Genomic DNA, 23,399 nt, shown 5'->3' with positions numbered 1-23,399 from the left:
CGGATGGCCGGCGACGACATCTCGGCCGTCGCGCGTTTTCCCACCTGGATCGGCCACTTCTCCGGCCCCGGCCCGGCAACGCTGGTCTTCCCGCACGCCGGCGGAGCGGCCGTCAATTACCGCCCGCTGGCGCTGGCGTTGGCCGGCGGCGTCGACACCTACGTCATGCAGTATCCGCAGCGCGCCGACCGGTTTCGCGAACCTGCCGCCGAGACCCTGCCGGAGCTGGCTCAAGGACTGTTCGACGCCGGCCCCTGGGAGGAACTCGGCCCGCTGCGGCTGTTCGGCCACAGCATGGGCTCCATCGTCGCATTCGAGTTCGCCCGCCTTGCCGAACAGCGCGGTATCGAGGTCCAGCGGCTGTGGGCCTCGGCGGGGCCGGCACCGGGCGCGGTGGCCGGGCTGCGCAAGGTGCCGACCGGGGACGCCGACCTGCGCGCGGAGTTGGAGCAACTCGGCGGCACTGACCCTCGAATCCTCGCCGACCAGGAGTTCCTCGCCTTGCTGCTGACCCCCGTGCGCGCGGACTACCAGGCGTTCAACCGTTACCGGTGCGCGCCGGAGGTGACCATCCGCGCGGACATCAACGTGCTCGGCGGCCGATCTGACGACCGGGTGGGCACTGACCTGCTGAAGCGCTGGGCCGATCACACCACCGGCGCCTGCACGCTCTCGCTGTACGACGGCGGGCATTTCTACCATTACGAGCACATTGACGCTCTCGCGAATCGGATCATCGCCAATGCCTGACCGGTGCGAGGATCCGGTCGTCATAGTCGGTCTGGGTGTCGAAGCGCCCGGGGGTATCGAGACCGCCGAGCAGTACTGGTCACTGCTGGCTGACGGGCGCGAAGCACTAAGCACCATTCCCGACGACCGGGACTGGGCGGTGCACGAACTCATCGACGGATCACACCGCGACGGTTTCAAACCGCTCTGCGACTCCGGGGGGTTCCTGTCCGGCGCCACCGAATTCGACCCCGGCTTCTTCGGCATCGCGCCACGCGAAGCCGTTGCGATGGACCCGCAGCAGCGGGTTGCGCTGCGAGTGGCCTGGCGTGCGTGCGAGGACGCCGGCATCAACCCGGACGAACTCACCGGCCACGACGTCGGCGTCTACCTCGGCGCATCCGTTACCGGCTATGGCCCGGACATGGCTCAGTTCTCCGAGCACAGCGGTCACCTGCTACCCGGCACCGCACTGTCGGTGATCTCCGGCCGCGTCGCCTACACCCTCGGGCTGGCCGGACCGGCGATCACCGTCGACACCTCCTGCTCGTCAGCGCTGTCGGCGCTGCACCTGGCGATACAGGCCATTCGGACCGGCGACACCGACATGGCGCTCGCCGGTGGTGTGTGCGTGATGGGCTCACCCGGATTTTTCGTCGAGTTCTCCAAGCAGCACGCGCTCTCCGACGATGGCCATTGCCGACCCTACAGTGCTGCCGCCTCGGGAACGGTATGGGCCGAAGGCGCCGGAATATTTGTGCTGCAGCGCAAGTCGGCCGCCCTGCGCGAACATCGCCACATCTACGGCGAGATTCTGGCCAGCCGGCTCAACCAGGACGGGCACACGACCGGGCTGCTGACCCCCAGTGAGCAGGCGCAGCAGCGGCTGTTCCGGCACGCGCTTGCCGACGCCGACGTGCACCCACGCCAGGTCGGGATGATCGAGGGGCACGGCACCGGCACCCGGGTCGGTGACCCCGTCGAACTGCGGTCGCTGATCAACGTGTACGGCGCAGCCACCGAGCCGGGCGCTGGACCGCGGCTCGGGTCGGTCAAGTCCAACATCGGGCACACGCAGGCCGCGGCCGGTGCGCTCGGCCTGAGCAAGGTGCTGCTTGCCGCCGAAAACCGGGCGATACCACCGACGCTGCACGTCGACGACGGGTGGCACGACGGCGTCGACTGGGACGGCGGGGAGGGCGGGGGCGTCACATTGGCCGACGCCTTGACCGCCTGGCCGGCGAGCGACGGCCGCCGGATCGGATCGGTCTCGGCGTTCGGGATGAGTGGCACCAACGCGCATGTGATCGTCGCTGTCGATGACACCCGCGACAGCCAGGCGGTGGCAGCGTGCTGAACAGTCACCCGGCCACGCTGCCCGACGGCCGCACCCCCGTCCTCATCTCGGCACACGCCCGCGACCTGGTACAGGCCGAAGCCGGCGCGCTGGCACGCTACCTGCGCAACCGGCCCGCCGGCGTCGGGGCCGTCGCACAAACGCTGCGGGCCACCCGCCCGATCCGCCGGTACCGCACCGTGATTCGGGCGCGCGACACCGACGAACTGATCAGCGGCCTGGACGCCGTCTACCACGATGTCGAGCATCCGCTGGTGGCCCGGTCGCACCGTCAGGAGGCCGCCCGCATCGCCTTCGTGTTTCCCGGGCAGGGCAACCAGTGGCCGGGCATGGGCGCCGACCTGTTCGAAATTGCGGCCTACTGCGCCGAGGCGGACCGCTGCGAGCATGCCTTCCGCCGCGCCGGGCACGCCTCGCCGCTGACCTATCTGCGCGGCGCCGACGACCCGGATCCGGTGGTGGTGCAGGCCGCCCAGTTCACGCACGCCGCGGCGCTGGCCGCCACCTGGCGACATTTCGGCGTACTGCCCGACATCACCGTCGGTCACAGCCTGGGGGAACTCGCCGCCGCCTACACCGCCGGAGCGGTGGACCTGGATGCCGCGGCGGCGGTGGTGATCGCGCGTGCGGAACTGACCGATCTGCTGGCCGACAACGCCGCTGGCCGCTTCGGCATGGCGATGATCGCCCTGGCCGCCGACGACGCCGCCGAACTCATCGCCGGCATCTCGGGCTGGCTGGAGCTGTCGGTGATCAACGGTCCCGAGTCGGTCGTGGTTTCCGGCGAATGGGCTGCGGTGCAGCAGATCCTGGAACGCGCCGACCGGCGCGGGGTGTTCGCCCGCGAGCTGGCGGTACGCTACCCGGCGCACACCAGCGTCTTGGAGCCGCTGCGCGACCGCATGACCGCGCGGTTACCGGATGCGCAATTCCACGGCGCCCCGGTGGAATTCATCGGATCGGTGTACGGCGGGCCGATCCCGCCGGGAAAGACCTTCCGGCAGTATTGGTTCGACAATCTCCGCCAGCAGGTGCGGTTCGACCTGGCCGCCGCCGCCGCAGTGGCGCGCGGTGTCACCAATTTCATCGAGATGTCGGCGCATCCCACCCTGCTCGTGCCTCTCGGAGATGTCGCCGGCACCGCTCAGGTGCTGGCCAGCACCGACCGTGATCAGCCGGCCGGCGAGGCGTTGGCGGCCAACATCGCCGCCGCGGCCATCACCGACCCCGGTTACCGCTGGCGGGATTTCGCCGCGCCGGCTGCCGCGCCGCTGCGCCATTTCCCGCACGCGCCGATGCACACCACCCGGCTGTGGGCCGGCAGGAAAACCCCCGCGCCGCGCCACCGGCTGCCGGTGGTCATGAGCGAACAATGGCAATCGATCGAGGTCCCGGAAGATCGGCCCGCCGGGATGGCCGTCATCGACTACACCGGGCAATCGCCGGAGCTCGCAGCAGAACTGATCGCCGCGATGGGCGCCGACCCCGTGGACCCGGCACATGCCGAACAGCTGGTGCTCGTCGCACCCCCCGCCGACGATATCGAGATCACCGCGGTGGCTACCGCGTTCACTGGTCCTGCCGTGGCCCAGGCGCCGCCGGCGCTCGGAGTCCACTGCCGACGGGTCTGGCTCATCACCGCCGGCGCCGAGCAACTCGACGGTGACCTGCCGCCGCGGCCCCAGGCCGCCGCGCTGGCGGCACTGCACCGCAGCACCGGATTCGCCCACCCCGACCAGACGTTCGCGCACCTGGATCTGCCAGTCGATCCGACCGCCGACGACATCGGCGCCGCGGTGGCCGCGCTGAGCCTGACCGACACCGAAGTCGCGGTGCGCGCCGGCCGCCTTTCGGTGCGCCGACTGGTGCGATCCGATGCCGCCCCGGCCGTGCCCGCGATCCCGGAGAACGTGGTGATCAGCGGCGGCACCGGCGCCATCGGGATGGCCTTCGCGGCGTTCTGCGCCGACCACGGCGCCCGCGACATCAGCCTGCTCAGCCGCAGCGGCGACACCGACGCCACCGTGGACCGATTGGCTGCCCTGCGCATGCGTACCGGGGCTCGCATCACCGCAATCCGGTGCGACATCACCGACGATGCCGCACTTGCGGCGCTGATCGCCGAGCACCACCCGGCCCCGGCCGGGCTCGTGGTGCACACCGCGTCGGCGGAAGCGGTCGCCGCCGAGCAGATCACCGAGGCAGCGGTTAGGGACGCCCTCGGCGCCAAAGTGATCGGCCTGGACAATCTGGTGCGGCACTGGCCGCAGCGCGCCGACGCCCAGGTGCTGGTCTGCTCGTCGGTGTTGGCGCTGTGGGGCGGCTCGGGACACGGCCTCTACGCAGCGGCCAACCGGATGGCCGACACCCTGGTGAGCCGACTGCGGGCGCAGGGCCGTAGCGCCAACTCGATCCGGTGGGGATTGTGGCAGAGCGTGGCCGTGGTGAGCGGCGAGGAGAAGAACCGGATCGCCCGGACCGGTCTGACCCCGATGGCGCCCGAGGCCGCGATCACCGCGGGGCTCAGCGCCACGCCGAACGACCCGGCGATATTGGCCGCCGACTTCGACCGGCTGGGGGTGTTCTTCGACAGCCAGGGCGTTCCCTCTCCCTTCGACGTCACCGCGGCACCCGCGAGTGCCATATCGGGGGATCGCCCGGTCGGCGACGTCGTGGTCGGCGAACTCGCGGCGGTGCTCGGCCTGGACCGCACCGACGACATCGACATGCATCGGGCATTGGTCGACCTCGGCATGGATTCACTGCTCGCCCTGGACCTGCGCAAGCGGCTGGCCCGGACAACCGGGAGAAGGGTGGCGCTCGGACCGCTGCTGGCGGGCATGACCGCGGCGCAACTGACCGCGACGCTCCGTGATGACACCGCTGCTGCCGCGGCGACGCGAAAGGACTGTTTTAACCCATGACCGACACCGTCGACCAGTCGACCGACGCGACCGAGTTGCGACTGGAGTTGCTGCGCCGCCGGCTCGCCGAACGCGGGCTGGCCGGAACCGCGCCGACCACCGAACCCGCCGAACCCGCGATGAACGACGGGCAGCGCCGGATGTGGTTCGTCCAGGCGCTGGACCCCGACGGCACCGTCGCCAACATCTCGGTCTCCTATCGGCTGTCGGGCCGACTGGACAGCGACCGGTTGCGTACAGCTCTGGCCGCGGTGGCCGACCGTCACCCGTTGCTACGCACCACGTATCGCGTCGACGACAACGGCGAGCCGCGACCGGTGCTCGCAGCGGTCACGCCGGCCTGCACCGAACACGACCTCACCGAGCTCGCCGGACAGGCCCGGGCACTGCGCCTGGAGGTGCTGGCCCAGCGCGAGTTCGCCACTCCGTTCCGACTGGAATCCGATTCCCCGTTGCGGCTCAACGTGATCCGGCTCGGGCCCGACGAACACATTCTGCTGCTGGTCGCCCACCATATCGCCTGGGACGACGCCTGCTGGCCGGTTTTCTTCGCCGATCTGACCGCCGCCTACACCGACCCCGATGCGTTCGCCGCCCGCCCGCCCGCGCCTGTGGTCAGCACGCCACCGGTCTCCGATCACGGCGCCGACCTGGACTACTGGCGCACCCTGCTGGCCGAGCCGCCCGACCCGCTGGAACTGCCGGGCCCGCGCGGTTCCGCGGTGCCCCACACCCTGCGAGCCGGGCTGTGCACCCGGCCGCTGCCGGCCGAATTGATGGATGGCATCACCGATCTGGCCAGAGACAACGGCGCAACGCCCTACATGGTGGTCGCGGCGGCGCTCTCCGCGCTGATCTACCGCTACACCGGCACCGATGACTTCCTGATCGCCTCACCCGTTCTCAACCGAACGGCCGGCACCGAGGAGACCATCGGCTACTTCGGCAACACCGTGGTGCTGCGTGCCCGGGTCAGCGCATCCGACCGATTCAGCGACCTGCTGACCCGCACCCGCGACACCGCACTGGGTGCGTTCGCCCACCAAGGCATCAATCTCGACCGGGTGGTCCGTGAGCTCAACCCGGACCGCCGCCACGGGGGCGTGGAGCGGCTCACCCGGCTCAGCTTCGGATTCCGGTCCGGCGGCGGTGACGGTTTCCACCCGGACGGAATCACTTGTGTCCGAGCCGATTACCGCGGCAAGATCGCCCAACTGCCGTTGGGGATCATGGTTGAGGCCGGTGGCTCCCACGACGGCGGCGCGCTGATCGAAGCCGAATACCTGCACGACGTACTCGACGAAGCGCTCGTCGACCAACTGCTGCGACACCTGGTGCAACTGCTGGGTGCCGCCGTCGCACAACCGCAGGCGGCCGTCAGCGAACTCGACATGCTCGGAGACGACGATCGCCGCTGGCTGGAGGCGGCTTCTCGCGGGCCGGACTTCAGCGCCACTCCGACGACGCTCGGCGCACTGGTCGCCGACCGGGCGGCGCTGACCCCGGACGCCATCGCTGTCGTCGACGATCACGGCCGCTACACCTACGCCGAGATCAACGCCCGTGCCAACCGGATCGCACATCACCTGATCGCCGCCGGTATCGGCACCGAGGACAAGGTTGCGGTGCTCTTCGGTCGCTCGGTCGACCTGGTGGTCACGGCGCTGGGTATCGCCAAGGCCGGCGCGGCCTACGTTCCCGTCGACCCCGAATATCCGCCGGACCGCATCGAGTTCATCCTGGGCGACGCCCGGGCCGCCCTGGTGATGCGCGAGCCCCTCCCGCCCGAGGCGTTGGCCGATCGTCCCGACACCGACCCGACCGATGCCGACCGGGTGCGCCCGCTACGGCCGGATAATCTGGCCTACCTCATCTACACCTCGGGATCGACCGGCCTGCCCAAGGGTGTCGAGGTGTCCCACGTTCCGATCACCGAGTACCTGACCTGGTTCGGGGACGAGTACGGCATCGACGACACCGACGTACTGCTGCAGGTCGCCTCGCCCAGCTTCGATGTGTCTATCGGTGAACTGTTCGGCACGCTGGGCAACGGCGCCCGGCTGGTGATTCCACGCCCCGACGGGCTGCGCGACATCGGCTACCTGACCGATCTGCTGCAGCGCGAGGGCGTCACCGCCATGCACTTCGTACCCTCACTGCTGGGGCTGTTCCTGTCGCTGCCCGGGGTCAAACAGTGGCGCACCCTACGACGCATCCCGATCGGCGGCGAGCCGCTGCCGGGCGAGCTGGCGGATAAGTTCCATGCCACCTTCGATGCGATGTTGCACAACTTCTACGGCCCCACCGAGACGGTGGTCAACTCGTCGCGCTACAAGGTGGAGGGCGCGCAGGGCAACCGGGTCGTGCCGATCGGCAGTCCCAACATCAACACCACCATGTGGTTGCTCGACGACGCGCTGCAGCCGGTGCCGGTCGGGGTGATCGGCGAGATCTACATCGGCGGAACACATGTCGCCCGCGGCTACTTCGACCGTCCCGGCCTGACCGCGGAACGCTTCGTCGCCGACCCGTGGACGCCGGGAGGACGGCTGTACCGCACCGGTGACCTGGCCCGCCGCAACGTCGCCGGCGACCTGGAGTTCATCGGCCGCGCCGACGACCAGGTGAAGGTCCGCGGCTTTCGCATCGAACTCGGCGAGGTGGCCTCGGCCATTTCGGTCGACCCCAGTGTGGGTCAGTGCGTGGTAGTCGTCTCCGACCTGCCCGGGCTCGGCCGCAGCCTGGTCGCCTACCTGACACCCGCGGAGCGTGGCGCGGACGAAGACACGGTTGAGATCCCCCGAATCCGGGCCCGGGTCGCCGCCGCGCTGCCCGAGTACATGGCCCCGGCGGCCTATGTGGTGGTCGACGACATCCCGATCACCGCTCACGGCAAGATCGACCGAGCCGCCCTGCCCGACCCGCAGCCCATCGAGTCGGCCCCCTACCGCGAGCCGCAGACCGACACTGAACACACGGTGGCGCAACTGTTCTCGCAGCTACTGGACCGAGAGCAGGTTGGCGCCGACGACTCGTTCTTCGACCTCGGTGGTCACTCGCTGCTGGCCACCAAGTTGGTCGCCGAGATCCGGGCCCGGTGCGGCGTAGAGATCGGCATCCGCGACATCTTCGAGGCAAGCACGGTGACCCGGCTGGCCGCCGCGATCGATCGGGCGCCGGCCGGGGAGACCGGGCCGGGTCGCCCGCCGCTGGTCGCGGTCGACCGAACCGGGCCGCTTCCGGTATCGGCGTCCCAGCTGCGCACCTGGTTCGCCTACCGGCTCGACCCGCGGGCGACCGGCGACAACATCCCGCTGACGGCCCGGCTCACCGGTCCCTGCGACACCGCCGCGCTGACCGCTGCGATCAACGACGTGGTGGCCCGCCACGACAGCCTGCGCACCACGTTCTGTGAGATCGACGGAGTGCCCCACCAGATCATCAACCCGCCCGTACCGGTCGAGGTAGCCCAATTGCGGTGCCCGGAAAGCGATCCGGAGGCGGTCGAGCGGTGGACCGGAGACCGGCTCGACGAACAGCGTGCCGGCGCATTCGACTTGGAGCACGACTGGCCGATCCGGACGGCACTGCTGCACCTACCCGGCGATGAGCGGGTGCTGTCACTGGTGGTGCACCACATCGCCGCCGACCACTGGTCCGTCGAGGTGCTCTTCACCGACCTGCTGACCGCGTACCGGTCCCGGGCTGCCGGCAGTGCGCCGTCGTGGCCGCCGCCGGTTTTGCGGTATGCCGACTTCGCGCACTGGCAGGGGGAGTTGCTGCTTGACGAATCCGGGTTGATCGACGCGCAGCGCCGCTACTGGATGGAACAACTTGCCGGACTGGCCGATGACACCGGCCCGCGACCCGATTTCCCGCGGCCGGCCACCGCGGACGGGGCCGGCGACTCCGTCGCCTTCACCGTGACCCCGGAGGTACGGGCCGGGCTGGCGGCGTTGGCCCGCGACACCGGCGCCACCGAGTTCATGGTGGTGCAGGCCGCGGTCGCGGTGCTGCTGCACCTGGCGGGCAGCGGCGACGATATCCCGCTCGGTGTTCCGGTCGCCGGCCGAACCGACAACGCCCTGGACAACCTGGTCGGGTTCTTCGTCAACATCGTGGTGCTGCGAAACCGGTTGGACGGCAACCCGACACTGCGCGATGTGGTGTTGCGGGCACGCGAAGTGGCGCTGGGGGCCTACGCGAACACCGACCTGCCCTTCGATCGACTGGTCGAGGCGCTCAACCCAGTCCGGACGCTGTCGCGCAACCCGCTGTTCCAGGTGGTGGTGCACGTACGCGACGCTGCCGAGGTCACCCATCTCATCAACAGCGGAGACAGCGGCGATGGTGAAGACGACCTGGTCTTCCGCACCGTGATGCCGACGTTCGACATCGCGCACGCCGACCTGTCGGTGAACCTGTTCGCCACTACCGCCAACGGCGCCGGCTACGACGGCCGCCTGATCTACCGCACCGACCTCTACGAACGATCCACCGTGCAGCGACTGGCCGACTGGCTGGGCCGGGTGCTGGCGGCGATGGCCGGCGCACCGGAGCGCAGACTGCGCGACATCGGCCTGATCGACGACGAACAACGCGACCGCATCCTCAACCAATGGAGCAAGGGCGCGCCGATAGGCGACGGTGATCCGCAGACGATCGCCGAGGTGCTCGCGCCGAGCCGGAGCTTCGACGGTGTCGCGGTGCGCTGCGCCGGAGCCGAGCTGAGCTATCCGGACCTACACCGCCGCTCCGACCGGCTCGCCGGGCTGCTGATCGAGGCGGGCGTGCAGCCCGGAACCCTGGTGGGTCTGTCGGTTCGGCGTGACCTGGACCTGGCCGTGGCGCTGGTCGGGATCATGAAGGCAGGCGCCGGCTACTTCCCGCTGGACTCCGGCTATCCGCGGCAGCGCCTGCAGTTCATGGTCGACGACGTTTTTTCCGACCCCGTCGCGCCGAAGGTGATCGTCGTCAGCTCGACGACCCGTGCCGCGATGCCGGACGGGCCGACACTGCTGTGCCTGGACGACGCGGACGTGCAGGACCAGCTGGCGAAAGACCCTCCCGCAACGAACCTTCCGGTGCCGCACCCGGAGGACCCGATGTATCTGGTGTTCACCTCCGGATCCACCGGCGTGCCCAAGGGGGTGCTGGGCACCCACCGCTCGATGAGCGCCCGCCTCAACTGGCAATTGGCCCACTACCCGGTGCACGGTGGTGACGACATCCGACTGGCCCAGTCGTCGATGACGTTCCTCGAGGGCGGCATGGAGTTGCTGGCCGGGCTGGCGGCCGGGGCGACGATGATCCTGGCCGACGACAACGAGTTCCGCGATCCCGAAGCCCTGGCCCGGCTGATCACAACCGAGCGGGTGGCCCAGGTGACCGCGGTGGCCAGCCTGATCTCGGTGCTGGTGGATTCGGCACCGGATGCGGTACGCGGCCTGCGCCGCCTGGTCTGCAGCGGCGAGCCGGTCTCGGCAGACCTGCTGGCCCGGCTGACCGCGGTGCTCGACTCAAACAGCCAACTGCTCAACAACTTCGGTGCCACCGAGACATCCGGGGCCGCGGTGCGCGGCGAGTTGACGCCTCCCACACCGAAACTCGGGCGACCCACACCCGGCTCGCAGGCCTACCTGCTCGACGACGCGCTGCGGCCGGTGCCGCCCGGCGTCGTCGGCGAGGTCTACTATGCAGGTCCGCAGATCGTGCAGGCCTACTGGAAGCGGCCCGGGCTGACCGCCACCCGATTCGTGGCCAACCCGTTCAGCCCCGGTGACCGGCTCTACCGCAGCGGGGACCGGGCCCGCTGGAGTACCGACGGAGTACTCGAGTTCGTCGGCCGCACCGACCACCAGGTCAAGGTGCGTGGCTTCCGGGTCGAGCTGGCCGAGGTCGAGGCCGCGTTGCGCGCTGCCCCCGGGGTGGCGACGGCTGCCGCCCGGACCTGGGAGCAGCGGGGTGCCACCACCCTGGCGGGCTACCTGGTGCCGGCCGCACCGGTCGCCGACGCGGCGCCGTTCGTCGCGTCGGTGCGCGCCGCGCTGGCGGCGGAACTGCCCGGCTACATGGTGCCGTCGTCGCTGACGGTGCTGGAAGCCATGCCACTGACCGACTCGGGGAAGCTGAACCGGCCGGCCCTGCCGCAGCCGACGGTGGCCACGCGCGGCGAGGCCGACCCGCCGGTGACTGCCACCGAGAAGACACTGGTGGGTATCTGCGCCGAGTTGCTCGGCGTCGAACGTATCGGCCGCAGTGACGGATTCTTCGAGCTCGGCGGCGACAGCATCCTCTCGGTGCAACTGGCCGCCCGGGCGCGCGCCGCCGGACTGGACATCGACCCGCGGATGATCTTCGAGCACCCGACATTCGCCGGACTGGCCGCCGCGGCCGACCGCCTTGCCGCGGCCGGAGGCGGCACCGATAGTGCCGCCGACACGGCGTTCGCCCCGATGAGTGTCTCGGGGTTGAGCAGCGACGCGCTGGCCGATCTCACCGCGAGTTGGGGCGACTCACCGTGACGGAGGCCTCAACACAGCGCAACACCGCGTCATCGATCGAGGACGTGCTGGCACTGTCCCCGCTGCAGCAGGGACTGTTCTCGCTGGCAAAGCTGGCCACTGACGGGTTGGCAGCCGACGACGGGGTCGACGTCTACACCGTGCAGTTCGTCATAGACATCGTCGGGACCGTCGACGCGCAACTGCTGCGCCGGAGCGCCGAGGCCATGCTGAGCCGGCACGCCAACCTGCGGGCGTCGTTCTGGGATGTCGACCTGCCGCACCCGGTGCAGATCGTACCGGTCGACGTCACGGTCCCATGGCGGGAAATCAACGCGACGCCAGATGAATTCGATGAGATAGCACGTAGTGAACGCACCACCAACTTCGACCTGGCCCGCGGCCCGCTGCTGCGCTTCGTGCTGGCCCGCTCGGCGCCCGATCGGCACCGGCTGATTCTCACCGTGCACCACCTGCTGGTCGACGGCTGGTCGATGGCGGTGTTCTTCGACGAACTGGTGGCGATCTACCGCGCCGGCGGCACCGACCCGTTGCCCGCGCCGCGTCCCTACCGCGATTACATCGGCTGGCTGGCCGCCCAGGATGTCACCGCCGCCACCGAGCGGTGGCGCGAGTACCTGGCGCCACTGACCGCGCCGACCATCTTGGCCGACGGCGAGCGAACCGAGCTGGGCAGCGTCATGCCGCAGACCCACGAAATGGCCCTGGATCCCGACGACACCGCCCGGCTGACCGAGTGGGCCCGCCGAAACGGCCTGACTTTGAACACCGTGCTGCAGTTCGCCTGGGCGGTGCTACTCGGACGACTCACCGACCGTCGCGAGGTGGCGTTCGGTGCGGTGGTGTCGGGCCGGCCCCAGCAACTCACCGGCGTCGAATCCATGGTCGGCCTGTTCATCAACACCGTTCCCGTGGTCGCCGCCACACCGGCCGGCGCCGAGGTGGTCACCGTCTGCCAAGCCCTGCAACGGGATACCGCGGCGATGCGCGACTTGAGCTACCTCAGCCTGGCAGCTGTGCAACGGGCCGCACGTAACGCTGTCTTCGACACCCTGCTGGTGTTCGAGAACGCCCCGATCGGGTCGGCGGCAGCCGGGGTGACCACGCCGGACGGGGTGCAGTTCATCCCGGTCACCGTGGAGAGCCTGACCCACTACCCGCTGACCGTGGTCAGCTATCCGCCCCGCGACGGCAGGCTCACCCTGCTGTTGGAAGCGGTGCCGGAGGCCCTGGGCGAACTGTCGGCGCCGGACCTGGGCCGGCGACTGCTGCAGCTGCTGCGCCAACTGGTCGACCCGGCGCGGCCGCGCGTCGCCGACCTGGACGTACTGTTGCCCGTCGAACGCTCCCGCCACGACTCGCCAGTGGCTGCGCCGGCGGCGACCGTGCCCGCACTGTTCGCCGTCGCCGCAGCAAGCCACCCGGACAACCCGGCGCTCACCGGCGAGCAGCAGATCCTGACCTATGCCGAGCTGGAGGCCGAGTCGAGCCGGCTGGCGCAGGCACTGGCCGGGCGCGGAATCGGTCCCGAGGACCGGGTTGCGATTGCGCTACCGCGCTCGGCCGATTCGGTCATCGCCATCCTGGCCGTGCTGCAGTCCGGAGCAGCCTACGTGCCGGTCGATGTCGATCTTCCGAAGGAACGGATCGAATCGATTCTGCGCCAAGCCGATCCGAAGCTCACACTGACCGCCGAGCTGTTGGCCGAGTTGCGATCCGATGCTGCGCAGCGGTGCCCCACACCGGCGGGGATCCACCCGGACTCCACCGCCTATGTCATCTTCACCTCCGGTTCCACCGGCGAGCCCAAAGGCGTCATCGGCACCCACCGGGCACTGACGTCGTACTTCGCCGACCATCAGCAGCGCATGTACGCGCCGGCGATGGCCCGCCTGGGACGGCCCCTGCGCGTCGCGCACGCCTGGTCACTGAGTTTCGACGCGAGCTGGCAGCCGCTGGTCGGTCTGCTGGGCGGACAGGCCGTGCACCTGTTCTCGGCCGAGGAGATGCGCGATGCCGAGGCGATCATCGACGGTGTCCGCCGACACCGGCTGGACATGATCGACACGTCGCCGTCGATGTTCACCCAGCTGTTCGACGCCGGCCTGCTCGACGCGCACGCCGCCCACCGCCTCACCGTGCTGGCGCTCGGCGGCGAGGCGATCGCCCCGCACGTCTGGACGAGGCTGCGTCGGGTCTCGGCGGCATCGTCGGTCGCCGTGCACAACTGCTACGGCCCCACCGAGACCACGGTGGAGGCCGTCGTCGCCGACGTCGCCCACACCGAGGTGCCGGTGATCGGAGAACCGGTGCGGGGCATGACCGCTCACGTGCTGGACTCCGCGTTGCGGGAGGTGCCCGACGGGGTGGCCGGCGAGCTGTACCTGGCCGGCGCGCAGGTCACCCGCGGCTATCTGGGCCGGGCCGGCGCGACCGCGGCCCGCTACGTCGCCGACCCGTTTCACGCCGGCGGCCGGATGTATCGCACCGGGGACCTGGTCCGGCGCCGCACCGACGGCCGGCTGATCTACCTGGGCCGTGCCGACGACCAGGTCAAGGTGCGCGGCTACCGGGTCGAGATCGCCGAAGTCGAAGCAGCGCTGGCCGCGGCGACCGGGGTGGCGGCAGCAGCGGTGCTGCCCGTGGACGGCGCCACTGGAACGCAACTGGCCGGATTCGTCACCGGCACCGGCCTGGACGCGGCCCGGGTGCGGACAGCGGTCAGTGCCCGGCTGCCGGCGTACCTGGTGCCGGCCAGGATCGTCGTGGTGGAGTCGATGCCCTTGACCCCCAACGGAAAGCTGGACGCTGAAGAGCTGCTGGCGCTACTCGCCCGCGCCGGGCCCGTTGTCGGGCCCGGCGATGAGCCGGCTACCGAGACCGAGCGGATTTTGGTCGAGCTGATGGCCGAGATCTTCGCCGGCCCGGAAAGCCCGGCGCCCGGCGTCGAGACCGATCTACGCGACCTGGGCCTCGACAGCATCGTGGCGTTGGCGATGGTGCGGGCGGCTCGCCGGGCCGGACTGCCGATGCGTCCGCGGACCGCATTGACCTGTACCACGATCCGGGACATGGCCGCCGCCATGGATACTGAAGCCGCTGAAGCCGCCGCGGCCGGCCAATCGGACGCGGTGGCCGTCGCGGATGACGGGCCGATCCCGCTGCTGCCCGCCGGCCGTTGGCTCTACCAGTACGGCAGCCCGCGCCGGCTCGGGCAGGTCGAGGCGGTTCGGGTGCCGGCTGACATCGAAGCGGGACAGTTGCGGTCGGCGCTGGCCGCGATCGTCGCCGCGCACCCGGTGCTGCGGACACGCCTCGACCCGGACACCATGACGTTGTGCCCGGTCGAACCCGCCGACATCCTCACCGAAATCACCGTCGGCGCCGACGGGCCGGCTGACCTCGTTGCGGTCACCGAGCACGGCGCCAAGCTGCTGGCGGATCTGGACCCCGAGAACGGGGTGCTGTTGCGCGCGGTATGGCTGCGTCCGCCGACCGGGACCGGCGTGCTGCTGCTGTGCGCACACGTGCTGGCACTCGACCCGGTGTCATGGCAGGTGGTTCTGGGCGAGTTGCACGCCGCGCTGGCCGGCGCAGATCCGCTGCCCGAGCGGAGTGGCTACCGGCGCTGGGCGGCGGCGCTGAGCGCGCGGGCGCAAAACCTGGACACCGTGGACTTCTGGGCCGACCAGATCACCGGGCACGATCCCCAACTGGGCGCTCGGAGGGTCCGTCCGGACCACGACCGCGCCGGTGACCTCACGGTTTCGGTGGCCGTCGCCGACCCGGAAGTCACCGCAGCGTTGCTGGCGTCGCGTGCGCCGATGCATGATCTGCTGGTGGCGGCGACCGCGCGGATGATCCGGGCCTGGCGGACTCGGCGCGGACAGCAGGACCCGGCGCCGCTGCTGGCATTGGAGACCCACGGACGCGCCGAAGACCTGGTGTACGAGGGCCGCCGCGTCGACTCCGCCGACATCGCCGGGTTGCTGACGTCGATCTACCCGCTGCGGATTCATCAGGCCGACCCGATTGGGGTCGCGCGGGCACTGGCCGAGATCCCCGGCAGCGGAATCGATTACGGATTGCTGGCCTATCTGCGTGACGACACCGCAGCCCGGTTCGCCGGCCAGCCGGGTCCGCAACTACTGCTGAATTACCTCGGCCGCGTCGACCGGGTCGGGGACGGGCCGGCCCTGGCGCCCGACCTGATCGCCGGCCTGCCGTCGGTGCCCGAACCCGATCAGGCGGTGCGTCACGAGCTCGGTATCTTCGCCGCGGTGGCCGACCTCGGGGCGGGCCCGGTGGTGATGACCCAGTGGCGGACACTGCCCGACATCCTCGGCGGCGCCGAGATCACCGAACTGCAGGAACTGTTCACCGGGGCCCTGCGCGACCTGGTGGAGGAGCTGTGATGAGCACCCTGGCAGTGGTAGGCGCAGGCGCCAAGGCGGTCGCGGTGGCCGCGAAGGCCGCGGTGTTGCGTGAGATGGGCGTCGCGACACCGGAAATCGTCGCCGTCGAACGCACCGAGGTGGCCGCCAACTGGCGGGCGACCGGCGGGTGGACCGACGGGGCACACCGACTGGGAACCAGCCCGGAGAAGGACGTCGGCTTCCCGTACCGCTCGGCGCTGGTGGCGGGCCGCAACGCCGAACTCGACGAGCGGATGACCCGTTACAGTTGGCAGTCCTACCTGATCGCCACCGGCCAGTTCGCCGAATGGGTGGACCGCGGCCGTCCGGCTCCCACCCATCTGCGATGGAGCCAGTACCTTCGTTGGGTCGCGGATGCCGTGGCGCTGACCGTGGTCCCCGGCGAGGTCGATCGGCTGGCCGTGGCCGGCGACGGCTGGGCGCTGCACACTCGGGAGGCCGAAGTGGCCGCCGACGCGGTGATGATCACCGGTCCGGGCCAGGCCGAGAAGTCGATCCTGCCCGGTAACCCACTGGTGCTCTCGATCGCGCAGTTCTGGCACCGGGCCGCGGCCGACCGGATCAGCGCTGCGCGGGTGGCCGTCATCGGTGGTGGTGAAACCGCCGCGTCGATGCTCAACGAACTGTTTCGACACCGTGTCTCGACGATCACCGTGATCTCCCCGCAGGTGACGCTATTCACCCGCGGAGAAGGCTTCTTCGAGAACGCGCTGTTCTCCGATCCGACCGACTGGTCCGCGCTGACACTGGCCGAGCGACGGGATGCGCTGGCCCGCACCGACCGAGGTGTGTTCTCGGCACGGGTGCAAGACGCACTGCTGGCCGACGACCGGATCCGGCACCTCCGTGGTCGGGTGGCGCACGCAGTGGCTCGTGACGGCCGGATCCGGTTGACGCTGAGCACCAATCGGGGCGGCGAGAACTTCGAGACCGTGCACGGCTTCGACCTGGTGATCGACGGTTCCGGGGCCGACCCGCTGTGGTTCGTGTCGCTGTTCGGGCAGGACACCCTGGACCTGTTGGAGCTGGGCCTGGGCGGGCCGCTGTCGGGGGACCGGTTGGCCGAGGCGGTCGGCCACGATCTGGCCGTCGCCGGAGTCACCCCGAAACTGTTCCTGCCCAACCTTGCCGGACTGACCCAGGGGCCGGGTTTCCCTAACCTGAGCTGCCTGGGTCTGCTGTCCGACCGGATCCTGGGCGCCCGCCCGACTGCCCCCGCCCTCGGCAACCACCTGGTTACCGTCCGACGCAACGATATCGAGGAGAAGTGATGAGCACCAACCCCTTTGACGACGACAACGGTAGTTTTTACGTGCTGATCAACGATGAGGACCAGTACAGCCTCTGGCCCAGTTTCGCCGACGTTCCCGCCGGGTGGCGGGTGGTCTACGGCGGCGAGCAGGGCGCGGCCCGCGCGGCCTGTCTGGAGTATGTCGAACAACGTTGGACTGACCTGCGGCCGAAGAGCCTTCGTGATGCCATGGCGGCCGAACGGGGGTAACCCGGCCACGCTTGTGTCGATGCCACTACCCTCGGATGAAGACTCACCCCATGGTTTTTGCTCGACGCAATCAGAAAGGCGTGGTTATGTCCGTGAAACTGCTCACCGTCGGTATGGGCTTGGCGGCCGCGATCGCCGTGCCGGGCGTGGCGGTCGCTGAAGTGCCGAACCAGCCCCCGCTCACGGTGTTTCACGCGCCGCATCCGCAGGACCCGCCGCCGGCCACGAACCTGCCGAGCACCGAGCAACTCACCGGAATCCTCGACAACCTGGTCGATCCGCAGGTTCCCGCGGAGGTGAAAAGCGGCTTGGTGGCCGGTGGTCTGCAGCGGCACCAAGCCGATGTGTTGGACCATCAGCTGCGCCGATTGGGCCACCACGGTGGGCTTCCGCTGACCTTCACCGCGACCGACATCGCGTCGACCGGTCCCGACACCGTCAGTGCCGATATCACCGCCACCGGACCCGGGTTGCCGGCCCCGATCACCAAGCCGGTGACCTTCACCGACCAGAACGGCTGGATGCTGTCCCAGAACGGGGCCGACGAGCTGATGGAGGAGATCGTCGGCCGGCTGCCGCACTGAGTCGGGCAGCGATCAAAGAACGGCCCAGCGCGGGAGCGCTCAAGAACGGCTGAGCCGGGCGAACATACCCTTCTGCGTCTTGTAGAGGCGGGGAAATTCGGCGAAGAGCCGGTCGTAGGCCGCACGGTTGCCCGCGTCCGGCTCGAAGACGCCGTCGAGGGGGATCAGGTCGTGTAGTTCGTCGCGGTCGAGTTCGCCCATCCCGATACCGGCGAACAAGGCCGCACCGCGCAACTGCGCGTTGAGCGGATCGGCGACCCGTTCGCAGGTGCGGCCGCACACGTCGGCGATGATCTGGCACCACAGCTCCGAGCGGGCTCCGCCACCGACGATCCGGATGGGTCCGGTAGTGGTGGTGAACCGGTTGACGCAGTCGAGTAGCCAGCGGCTGTTGTAGGCCACCCCTTCCAGCACCGCCCGCACCAGATCGGCGCGGGTGGTGTCCAGTGACAGATTGTGGAAGCCGCCGCGGGCATTGCGATCGTCGATGGGGGAGTGCTCGCCTTTGAGCCAGGGGGTGAAGATCACCCCGTTCGAACCGGCCGGCGCACCGGCGGCCAACGCGGTCAGCGCGGGATAATCCAGGTCGTCGAACAGGTTGTCGCGCAACCATTGCAGCGCCCGGCCGGCGGTGTCCTGATTGTTGACCAGCAGGTAGCTCGCCGGGTCCAGGCCCGGCACCGTGGCGAGTTGGTGAAACGCATCGGTTTTCTTGACTGTCATCGGGCAACTGATCCACGACGTGGTGCTGATGGTCAGGTGCAACTCGCCCGGTCGCACCGCGCCGGAACCCACTGCCGCGCTGTGCATATCCGGGGTGCCGGTGACCACCTGCGCCGCAGCGGAGATGCCGAGTTCGGCAGCGACCGCCGGTGCCACGCGGGAGATGATCGAGCCGGTCGGCACCAGCGGCGGCAGCTTGGCCCGTTCGACACCTGCCAGTCGTACCAGCACGTCGTCGTAGTCGAGCACTGCCAGGTCGCGGTTGTCGGTGAGCCACGAGGCCATCATCGAAGCGCGAGACGCCGCGGCCCGGCCGGTGAAGCACATGCTCAAGTAGTCCACCGGCTCCAGGAACCAGCGGGCCGCGCCGGCGACCACCGGGTCGTCGTGTTGCAGGTGCAGCATGTGCCCGACCGGGTCATCGCCGCTGGGCGACGGGATGCCGCCGTTGCGGCGAAGCCAACTGAGCAACGCCCGCGGGCGGTAGCCGGCCAGTGGGCCGCCGAACACCTTGCGGCTGTGGGGCGCCCCGCGGGTGTCCATCCACATCACGCACGGACCGACCGGGCGGCCGTCGGCGTCGACCGGGACGGTGCTGGCCCACTGCCCGGTGATCGACACCCCGGCCACCTGGTCGCCGCGCACGCCGCTGTCGGCCAGGCCGCGTCGGGTGGCGTCGCGGATGATCGCCCACCACAGCCTGGCGTCCTGGGTGGCCGCGCCGCCGGGGCCGTAGCTGGTCGGCACCGAGATGAGGTCCGACCACAGCACGGTGCCGTCCAGCGCCACCAACCCGACCTTGGGTCCGCCGGTACCGAGGTCGACGGCGAGGACGACGCGATCGGCGCGCGGTGTCATGAGAGCCGCGTCATGAAACAGGGGGCAGAGACTGCTGCGTGTCGAGCATCCGCTCCATGAACCCCTCGATGAATTGGGCTGCCTCGTCGGTCATTCCACCGGGGACCCCGCCGTAGATCGCGGCGCTGATCGGCGCCTCGCCGGCGGCGGTCTTCTGCTTGGCGTACGCCACCGCGTCGTCGAGGTCGGCGGCGAACGCCGCGGTCACCCCGGGCTGCGTCTGCGGCCGGGTGACCGCCATGTGGATCGCGTTGGGGTACTGCTGGCCGTTGAACCGCCAGCCGCCTGCCTTCATGGCGTCGGCGACGTGGTAGATGTCGAACTCGTTGGAGCGGAACGCGAAGCAGAACGTCGGCGAACCCATGATCATCAGCTCCGGGTGGCTGCGCACCGCGTCCTGCATCACAAACGCGGTCTGCAGGATCGCCTTGGCGTAGTCGCGGTATCCCCCGCGGCCCAGCTGCACCATCGAGGCCCACGCGGCGGCGATCAACCCGCCGGAGCGGGAGCCCTCGATGCCCGGTGAATGGTATTTTCCGCCGCTCCAGTCCGGCAGGTAGAAGTACTGCGCGTTGCGGTAGGCCTTGTCGCGGAAAAGCAGGGTCGACGCGCCCTTCAAGGAGTAGCCGTACTTGTGGTTGTCCGCCGAGATACTGGTGACGCCGGGCACCCGGAAGTCGAAAAGGGGTACAGCGTCCCCGTAGCCCAGCTCCTGGGCGAACGGCAGCACGAATCCGCCGAGGCAGGCGTCGACGTGCAGGCCCACCCCGCGGTCGACGGCCAGCTCTCCCAGCTCCGGGATCGGGTCGACGGTGCCGTAGCCGTAGTTACAGGCCGACCCCATGATCGCGATGGTGTTCTCGTCGATGTTGTTCGCCACCCAGTCCACGTCGACCTGCGTGGTCTGCGGATCAATCGGCGCCCGGCGAAGCTCGATGCCGAACAGGTGACAGCCCTTGTCGAAGGCCGGGTGACCGGTCTCGGGCTTGATGAAGTTGGGCCGGGCGACGCTTCGCTTTTTAGGGTGCTTGGCGGCGTGCTCACGGTAGGCCAGCAGCGCGTGGATGATGCTGCCGGTGCCGCCGGTGGTGACCATGCCGGCCGGTTCGCCATCGCTTACGGCGTCGGCGTGCATCAGGTCCAGGGCCATCGCGATGATCTCGCCCTCGAACTTGGTCGCCGACGGGCAGATGTCACGCTGCAGCACGTTGACGTGGGCGAACAGCCCGAACGCCTCGTCGAGGAAGCGGTAGTGCTCGTGGTCGCCGCAGTACATGGTCCCGGATACCTTGCCGGTCTCCCAGGTCGGGTCTTCGGCCTGCGCCATCTCCCGCAGTTCGGCGAGCACCTCCTCGCGCGAGCGGCCGCGTTCGGGTAGCACGCGGTTCACCGTGAAGCGATCGGCGTAGGGGAAGTCGGACATGCCGTTCCTCTCTTCTGCGCGAGCGTGCGCAGATGTACCGGGATCCCGGCGTGTCGGCGTGCAAACGCGCACGTTCGCGCCGGGAAACGTCCCAGAAAGTAATCTAGTGCCTATGGGTGTGGCTGATGATCGTCGCTTCGAGGTGCTGCGCGCCATCGTCGCAGACTTCGTCGCGACAAAGGAACCGATCGGGTCCAAAGCACTGGTCGAGCGGCACAACCTCGGGGTCTCCTCGGCGACGGTGCGCAACGACATGGCCGTGCTGGAGGCCGAAGGCTACATCGCCCAGCCGCACACCAGTTCCGGGCGGGTGCCCACCGAGAAGGGTTACCGGGAGTTCGTCGACCGCATCGACGAGGTCAAACCGCTCTCGAGCGCGGAGCGCCGGGCGATCTTGTCGTTCCTCGACTCCGGAGTCGACCTGGACGACGTGCTGCGCCGGGCGGTGCGCACCCTGGCACAGCTGACCCGCCAGGTGGCCGTCGTGCAGTACCCGACGCTGTCGGTGTCCACGGTGCGCCACCTCGAGGTGATCGCGCTGACCCCGGCGCGGCTGCTGCTGGTGGTCATCACCGACTCCGGCCGGGTCGACCAGCGCATCGTCGAACTCGGTGACGCCATCGACGACCACCAGCTGTCCCAGCTGCGCGAACTGCTCGGCGCGGCCTTGGACGGCAAGCGGATCTCGGCGGCCTCCACCGCCGTTGCCGAGCTCGCCGGGCACCTGGACGGGCGCAGCGGGCTGTCGCCCGGCCTGGCCAACGCGGTCGGGCGGTCGGCCACGGTGCTGCTGGAATCGCTGGTCGAGCACCGCGAGGAGCGACTGCTGCTCGGCGGTACCGCCAACCTGACTCGCAATGCCGCCGACTTCGGTGATTCGCTGCGGTCGGTGCTGGAAGTACTCGAGGAGCAGGTCGTGGTGCTGCGGCTGCTCGCGGTGCAGCAAGAAGCCGGTAAAGTCACGGTGCGCATCGGTCACGAGACCGAGGCGCAGGAGATGGCCGGCGCCTCGGTGGTGTCCACCGCCTACGGCTCGCAGGGCACCGTGTACGGAGGTATGGGGGTACTGGGTCCCACCCGGATGGATTATCCGGGAACCATTGCCAGTGTCGCTGCGGTTGCAATGTACATCGGTGAAGTGCTCGGGGCTCGATAATCTCCGATCGGAAGTAGTTGGGAAAGGTCAGTCGTGGCACGCGATTATTACGGACTGCTGGGCGTCGATAAGGGCGTCAGCGACACCGAGCTCAAGCGCGCATATCGCAAGCTGGCTCGCAAATACCATCCCGACGTCAACCCCGACGAGGCGGCGCAGGCCAGGTTCAAGGAGATCAGTGCCGCCTACGAGGTGTTGTCCGACCCGGAGAAGCGCCGCATCGTCGACCTCGGCGGCGATCCGCTGGAGAACGGCGGCGCTGCCGGGAACGGATTCGGCGGCTACTCGGGCTTCGGCGGCCTCGGCGACGTGTTCGAAGCCTTCTTCGGCGGCGGCACCACCTCGCGGGGTCCGGTCGGCCGGGTCCGGCCGGGGTCGGACTCACTGCTGCGGATGCGTCTGGACCTCACCGAATGCGCGACCGGGGTGACCAAGCAGGTGACGGTCGACACCGCGGTGCTCTGCGATCGCTGCCAGGGGCGCGGCACCCACGGCGATTCCCGCCCGATGGCCTGTGACACCTGTCACGGCCGCGGCGAGGTGCAGACCGTGCAGCGCTCGCTGCTCGGCCAGGTGATGACGTCGCGGCCGTGCCCCACCTGCCGCGGGGTTGGTGAAGTGATCCCGGACCCGTGCCACCAGTGCGCCGGCGACGGCCGGGTGCGGGCCCGCCGTGACATCAGTGTGAAGATCCCCGCCGGTGTCGGCGAGGGGATGCGCGTCCGGCTGGCCGCTCAGGGTGAGGTGGGGCCCGGCGGCGGACCGGCCGGCGACCTCTACGTCGAGGTGCACGAGCAGCCCCACGAGATCTTCGCCCGCGACGGCGACGACCTGCACTGCCACCTCTCGGTGCCGATGGTCGACGCGGCGCTGGGCACCACGGTGGTCGTCGACGCGATCCTCGACGGCCCGACCGACATCACCATCCCGGCCGGCACCCAACCGGGGGCGACCCTGGTGTTGCGCGGCCACGGCATGCCGCAGCTACGTTCCGGCGCGCGCGGTGACCTGCACGCCCACGTCGAGGTGGTGGTGCCCGAGCGGCTGGACCAGCACGACATCGAGCTGCTGCAGCAGCTCAAACAGCACCGGGAACGCGAGACCGCCGAAGTCCGCACATCACACGCATCGCACGGCGGCGGACTGTTCAGCCGGCTGCGCGAGACGTTCAGCGGCCGCTGAGA

12 protein-coding genes are annotated in these 23,399 nt (G+C 69.7%); 10 read left to right on the top strand and 2 right to left on the bottom strand.

Going from position 1 to position 23,399, the window contains the following annotated elements; genetic code table 11:
• Positions 1-3: 3 nt before the first annotated feature.
• The 8 genes from G6N19_RS01725 (at position 4) to G6N19_RS01690 (ending at position 18,055) form a co-directional block, all read left to right on the top strand.
• A complete protein-coding gene (locus G6N19_RS01725) occupies positions 4-750 on the top strand; it encodes a thioesterase II family protein (protein ID WP_013828475.1) in 747 nt (248 codons plus the stop codon).
• Entirely contained in the window at positions 743-2,086 is a 1,344-nt protein-coding gene (locus G6N19_RS01720) for a beta-ketoacyl [acyl carrier protein] synthase domain-containing protein (protein WP_193465658.1), read from the top strand. Before G6N19_RS01725 ends, G6N19_RS01720 begins: the two co-directional genes overlap by 8 nt.
• Entirely contained in the window at positions 2,080-5,010 is a 2,931-nt protein-coding gene (locus G6N19_RS01715; RefSeq protein WP_193465657.1) for an SDR family NAD(P)-dependent oxidoreductase, read from the top strand. The genes G6N19_RS01720 and G6N19_RS01715 overlap by 7 nt, the downstream gene beginning before the upstream one ends.
• Positions 5,007-11,534: a non-ribosomal peptide synthetase gene (locus tag G6N19_RS01710; protein ID WP_193465656.1), complete on the top strand. Its 6,528-nt coding sequence runs from the start codon at positions 5,007-5,009 to the stop codon at positions 11,532-11,534. Before G6N19_RS01715 ends, G6N19_RS01710 begins: the two co-directional genes overlap by 4 nt.
• Entirely contained in the window at positions 11,531-15,949 is a 4,419-nt protein-coding gene (locus tag G6N19_RS01705; RefSeq protein ID WP_193465655.1) for a non-ribosomal peptide synthetase, read from the top strand. Before G6N19_RS01710 ends, G6N19_RS01705 begins: the two co-directional genes overlap by 4 nt.
• Complete coding sequence (gene mbtG / locus G6N19_RS01700) at positions 15,946-17,241, top strand: NADPH-dependent L-lysine N(6)-monooxygenase MbtG (RefSeq protein WP_232062485.1); 1,296 nt, start codon at positions 15,946-15,948, stop codon at positions 17,239-17,241. Before G6N19_RS01705 ends, mbtG begins: the two co-directional genes overlap by 4 nt.
• The gene (locus G6N19_RS01695) at positions 17,241-17,471 is read left to right on the top strand and encodes an MbtH family protein (protein ID WP_013828481.1); all 231 of its coding nucleotides are present in this window, start codon (positions 17,241-17,243) and stop codon (positions 17,469-17,471) included. Before mbtG ends, G6N19_RS01695 begins: the two co-directional genes overlap by 1 nt.
• Before the next feature lie 86 nt (positions 17,472-17,557).
• On the top strand, positions 17,558-18,055 hold the full coding sequence (locus tag G6N19_RS01690) for a hypothetical protein (protein ID WP_193465653.1): 498 nt from the start codon (positions 17,558-17,560) through the stop codon (positions 18,053-18,055).
• Between the two features lie 39 nt (positions 18,056-18,094).
• On the opposite strand, the gene G6N19_RS01685 is transcribed toward G6N19_RS01690, so the two are convergent.
• Together G6N19_RS01685 and G6N19_RS01680 are read right to left on the bottom strand one after the other, a co-directional pair.
• Positions 18,095-19,636, bottom strand: coding sequence for a xylulokinase (locus G6N19_RS01685; RefSeq protein ID WP_013828483.1), 1,542 nt, complete (start codon positions 19,634-19,636; stop codon positions 18,095-18,097).
• Positions 19,637-19,646: 10 nt separating this feature from the next.
• Positions 19,647-21,059 carry a pyridoxal phosphate-dependent decarboxylase family protein gene (locus G6N19_RS01680; protein ID WP_193465652.1) on the bottom strand — a complete coding sequence of 471 codons (1,413 nt, stop codon included), beginning with the start codon at positions 21,057-21,059 and terminating at the stop codon, positions 19,647-19,649.
• 112 nt (positions 21,060-21,171) lie between these two features.
• Here G6N19_RS01680 and hrcA point away from each other — a divergent pair, with 112 nt between their 5' ends.
• Entirely contained in the window at positions 21,172-22,215 is a 1,044-nt protein-coding gene (gene hrcA / locus G6N19_RS01675) for a heat-inducible transcriptional repressor HrcA (RefSeq protein WP_013828485.1), read from the top strand.
• A gap of 33 nt (positions 22,216-22,248) precedes the next feature.
• Positions 22,249-23,397: a molecular chaperone DnaJ gene (gene dnaJ, locus G6N19_RS01670; RefSeq protein WP_013828486.1), complete on the top strand. Its 1,149-nt coding sequence runs from the start codon at positions 22,249-22,251 to the stop codon at positions 23,395-23,397.
• The last annotated feature ends 2 nt before the right edge of the window (positions 23,398-23,399 follow it).

Source organism: Mycobacterium novum (assembly GCF_010726505.1).
Classification (GTDB): domain Bacteria; phylum Actinomycetota; class Actinomycetes; order Mycobacteriales; family Mycobacteriaceae; genus Mycobacterium; species Mycobacterium algericum.
Note: the sequence above shows the minus strand (reverse complement) of the source record. Positions and strands in the feature narration are given on the sequence as shown.

What these genes read in the sequence shown, in the direction of transcription:
- G6N19_RS01725 (WP_013828475.1), top strand. Translation starts at nt 4, where the DNA reads ATGGCCGGCGACGACATCTCGGCCGTCGCGCGTTTTCCCACCTGGATC.
- G6N19_RS01720 (WP_193465658.1), top strand. Translation starts at nt 743, where the DNA reads ATGCCTGACCGGTGCGAGGATCCGGTCGTCATAGTCGGTCTGGGTGTC.
- G6N19_RS01710 (WP_193465656.1), top strand. Translation starts at nt 5,007, where the DNA reads ATGACCGACACCGTCGACCAGTCGACCGACGCGACCGAGTTGCGACTG.
- G6N19_RS01695 (WP_013828481.1), top strand. Translation starts at nt 17,241, where the DNA reads ATGAGCACCAACCCCTTTGACGACGACAACGGTAGTTTTTACGTGCTG.
- G6N19_RS01690 (WP_193465653.1), top strand. Translation starts at nt 17,558, where the DNA reads ATGTCCGTGAAACTGCTCACCGTCGGTATGGGCTTGGCGGCCGCGATC.
- G6N19_RS01685 (WP_013828483.1), bottom strand. Translation starts at nt 19,636, where the DNA reads ATGACACCGCGCGCCGATCGCGTCGTCCTCGCCGTCGACCTCGGTACC.
- G6N19_RS01680 (WP_193465652.1), bottom strand. Translation starts at nt 21,059, where the DNA reads ATGTCCGACTTCCCCTACGCCGATCGCTTCACGGTGAACCGCGTGCTA.
- hrcA (WP_013828485.1), top strand. Translation starts at nt 21,172, where the DNA reads ATGGGTGTGGCTGATGATCGTCGCTTCGAGGTGCTGCGCGCCATCGTC.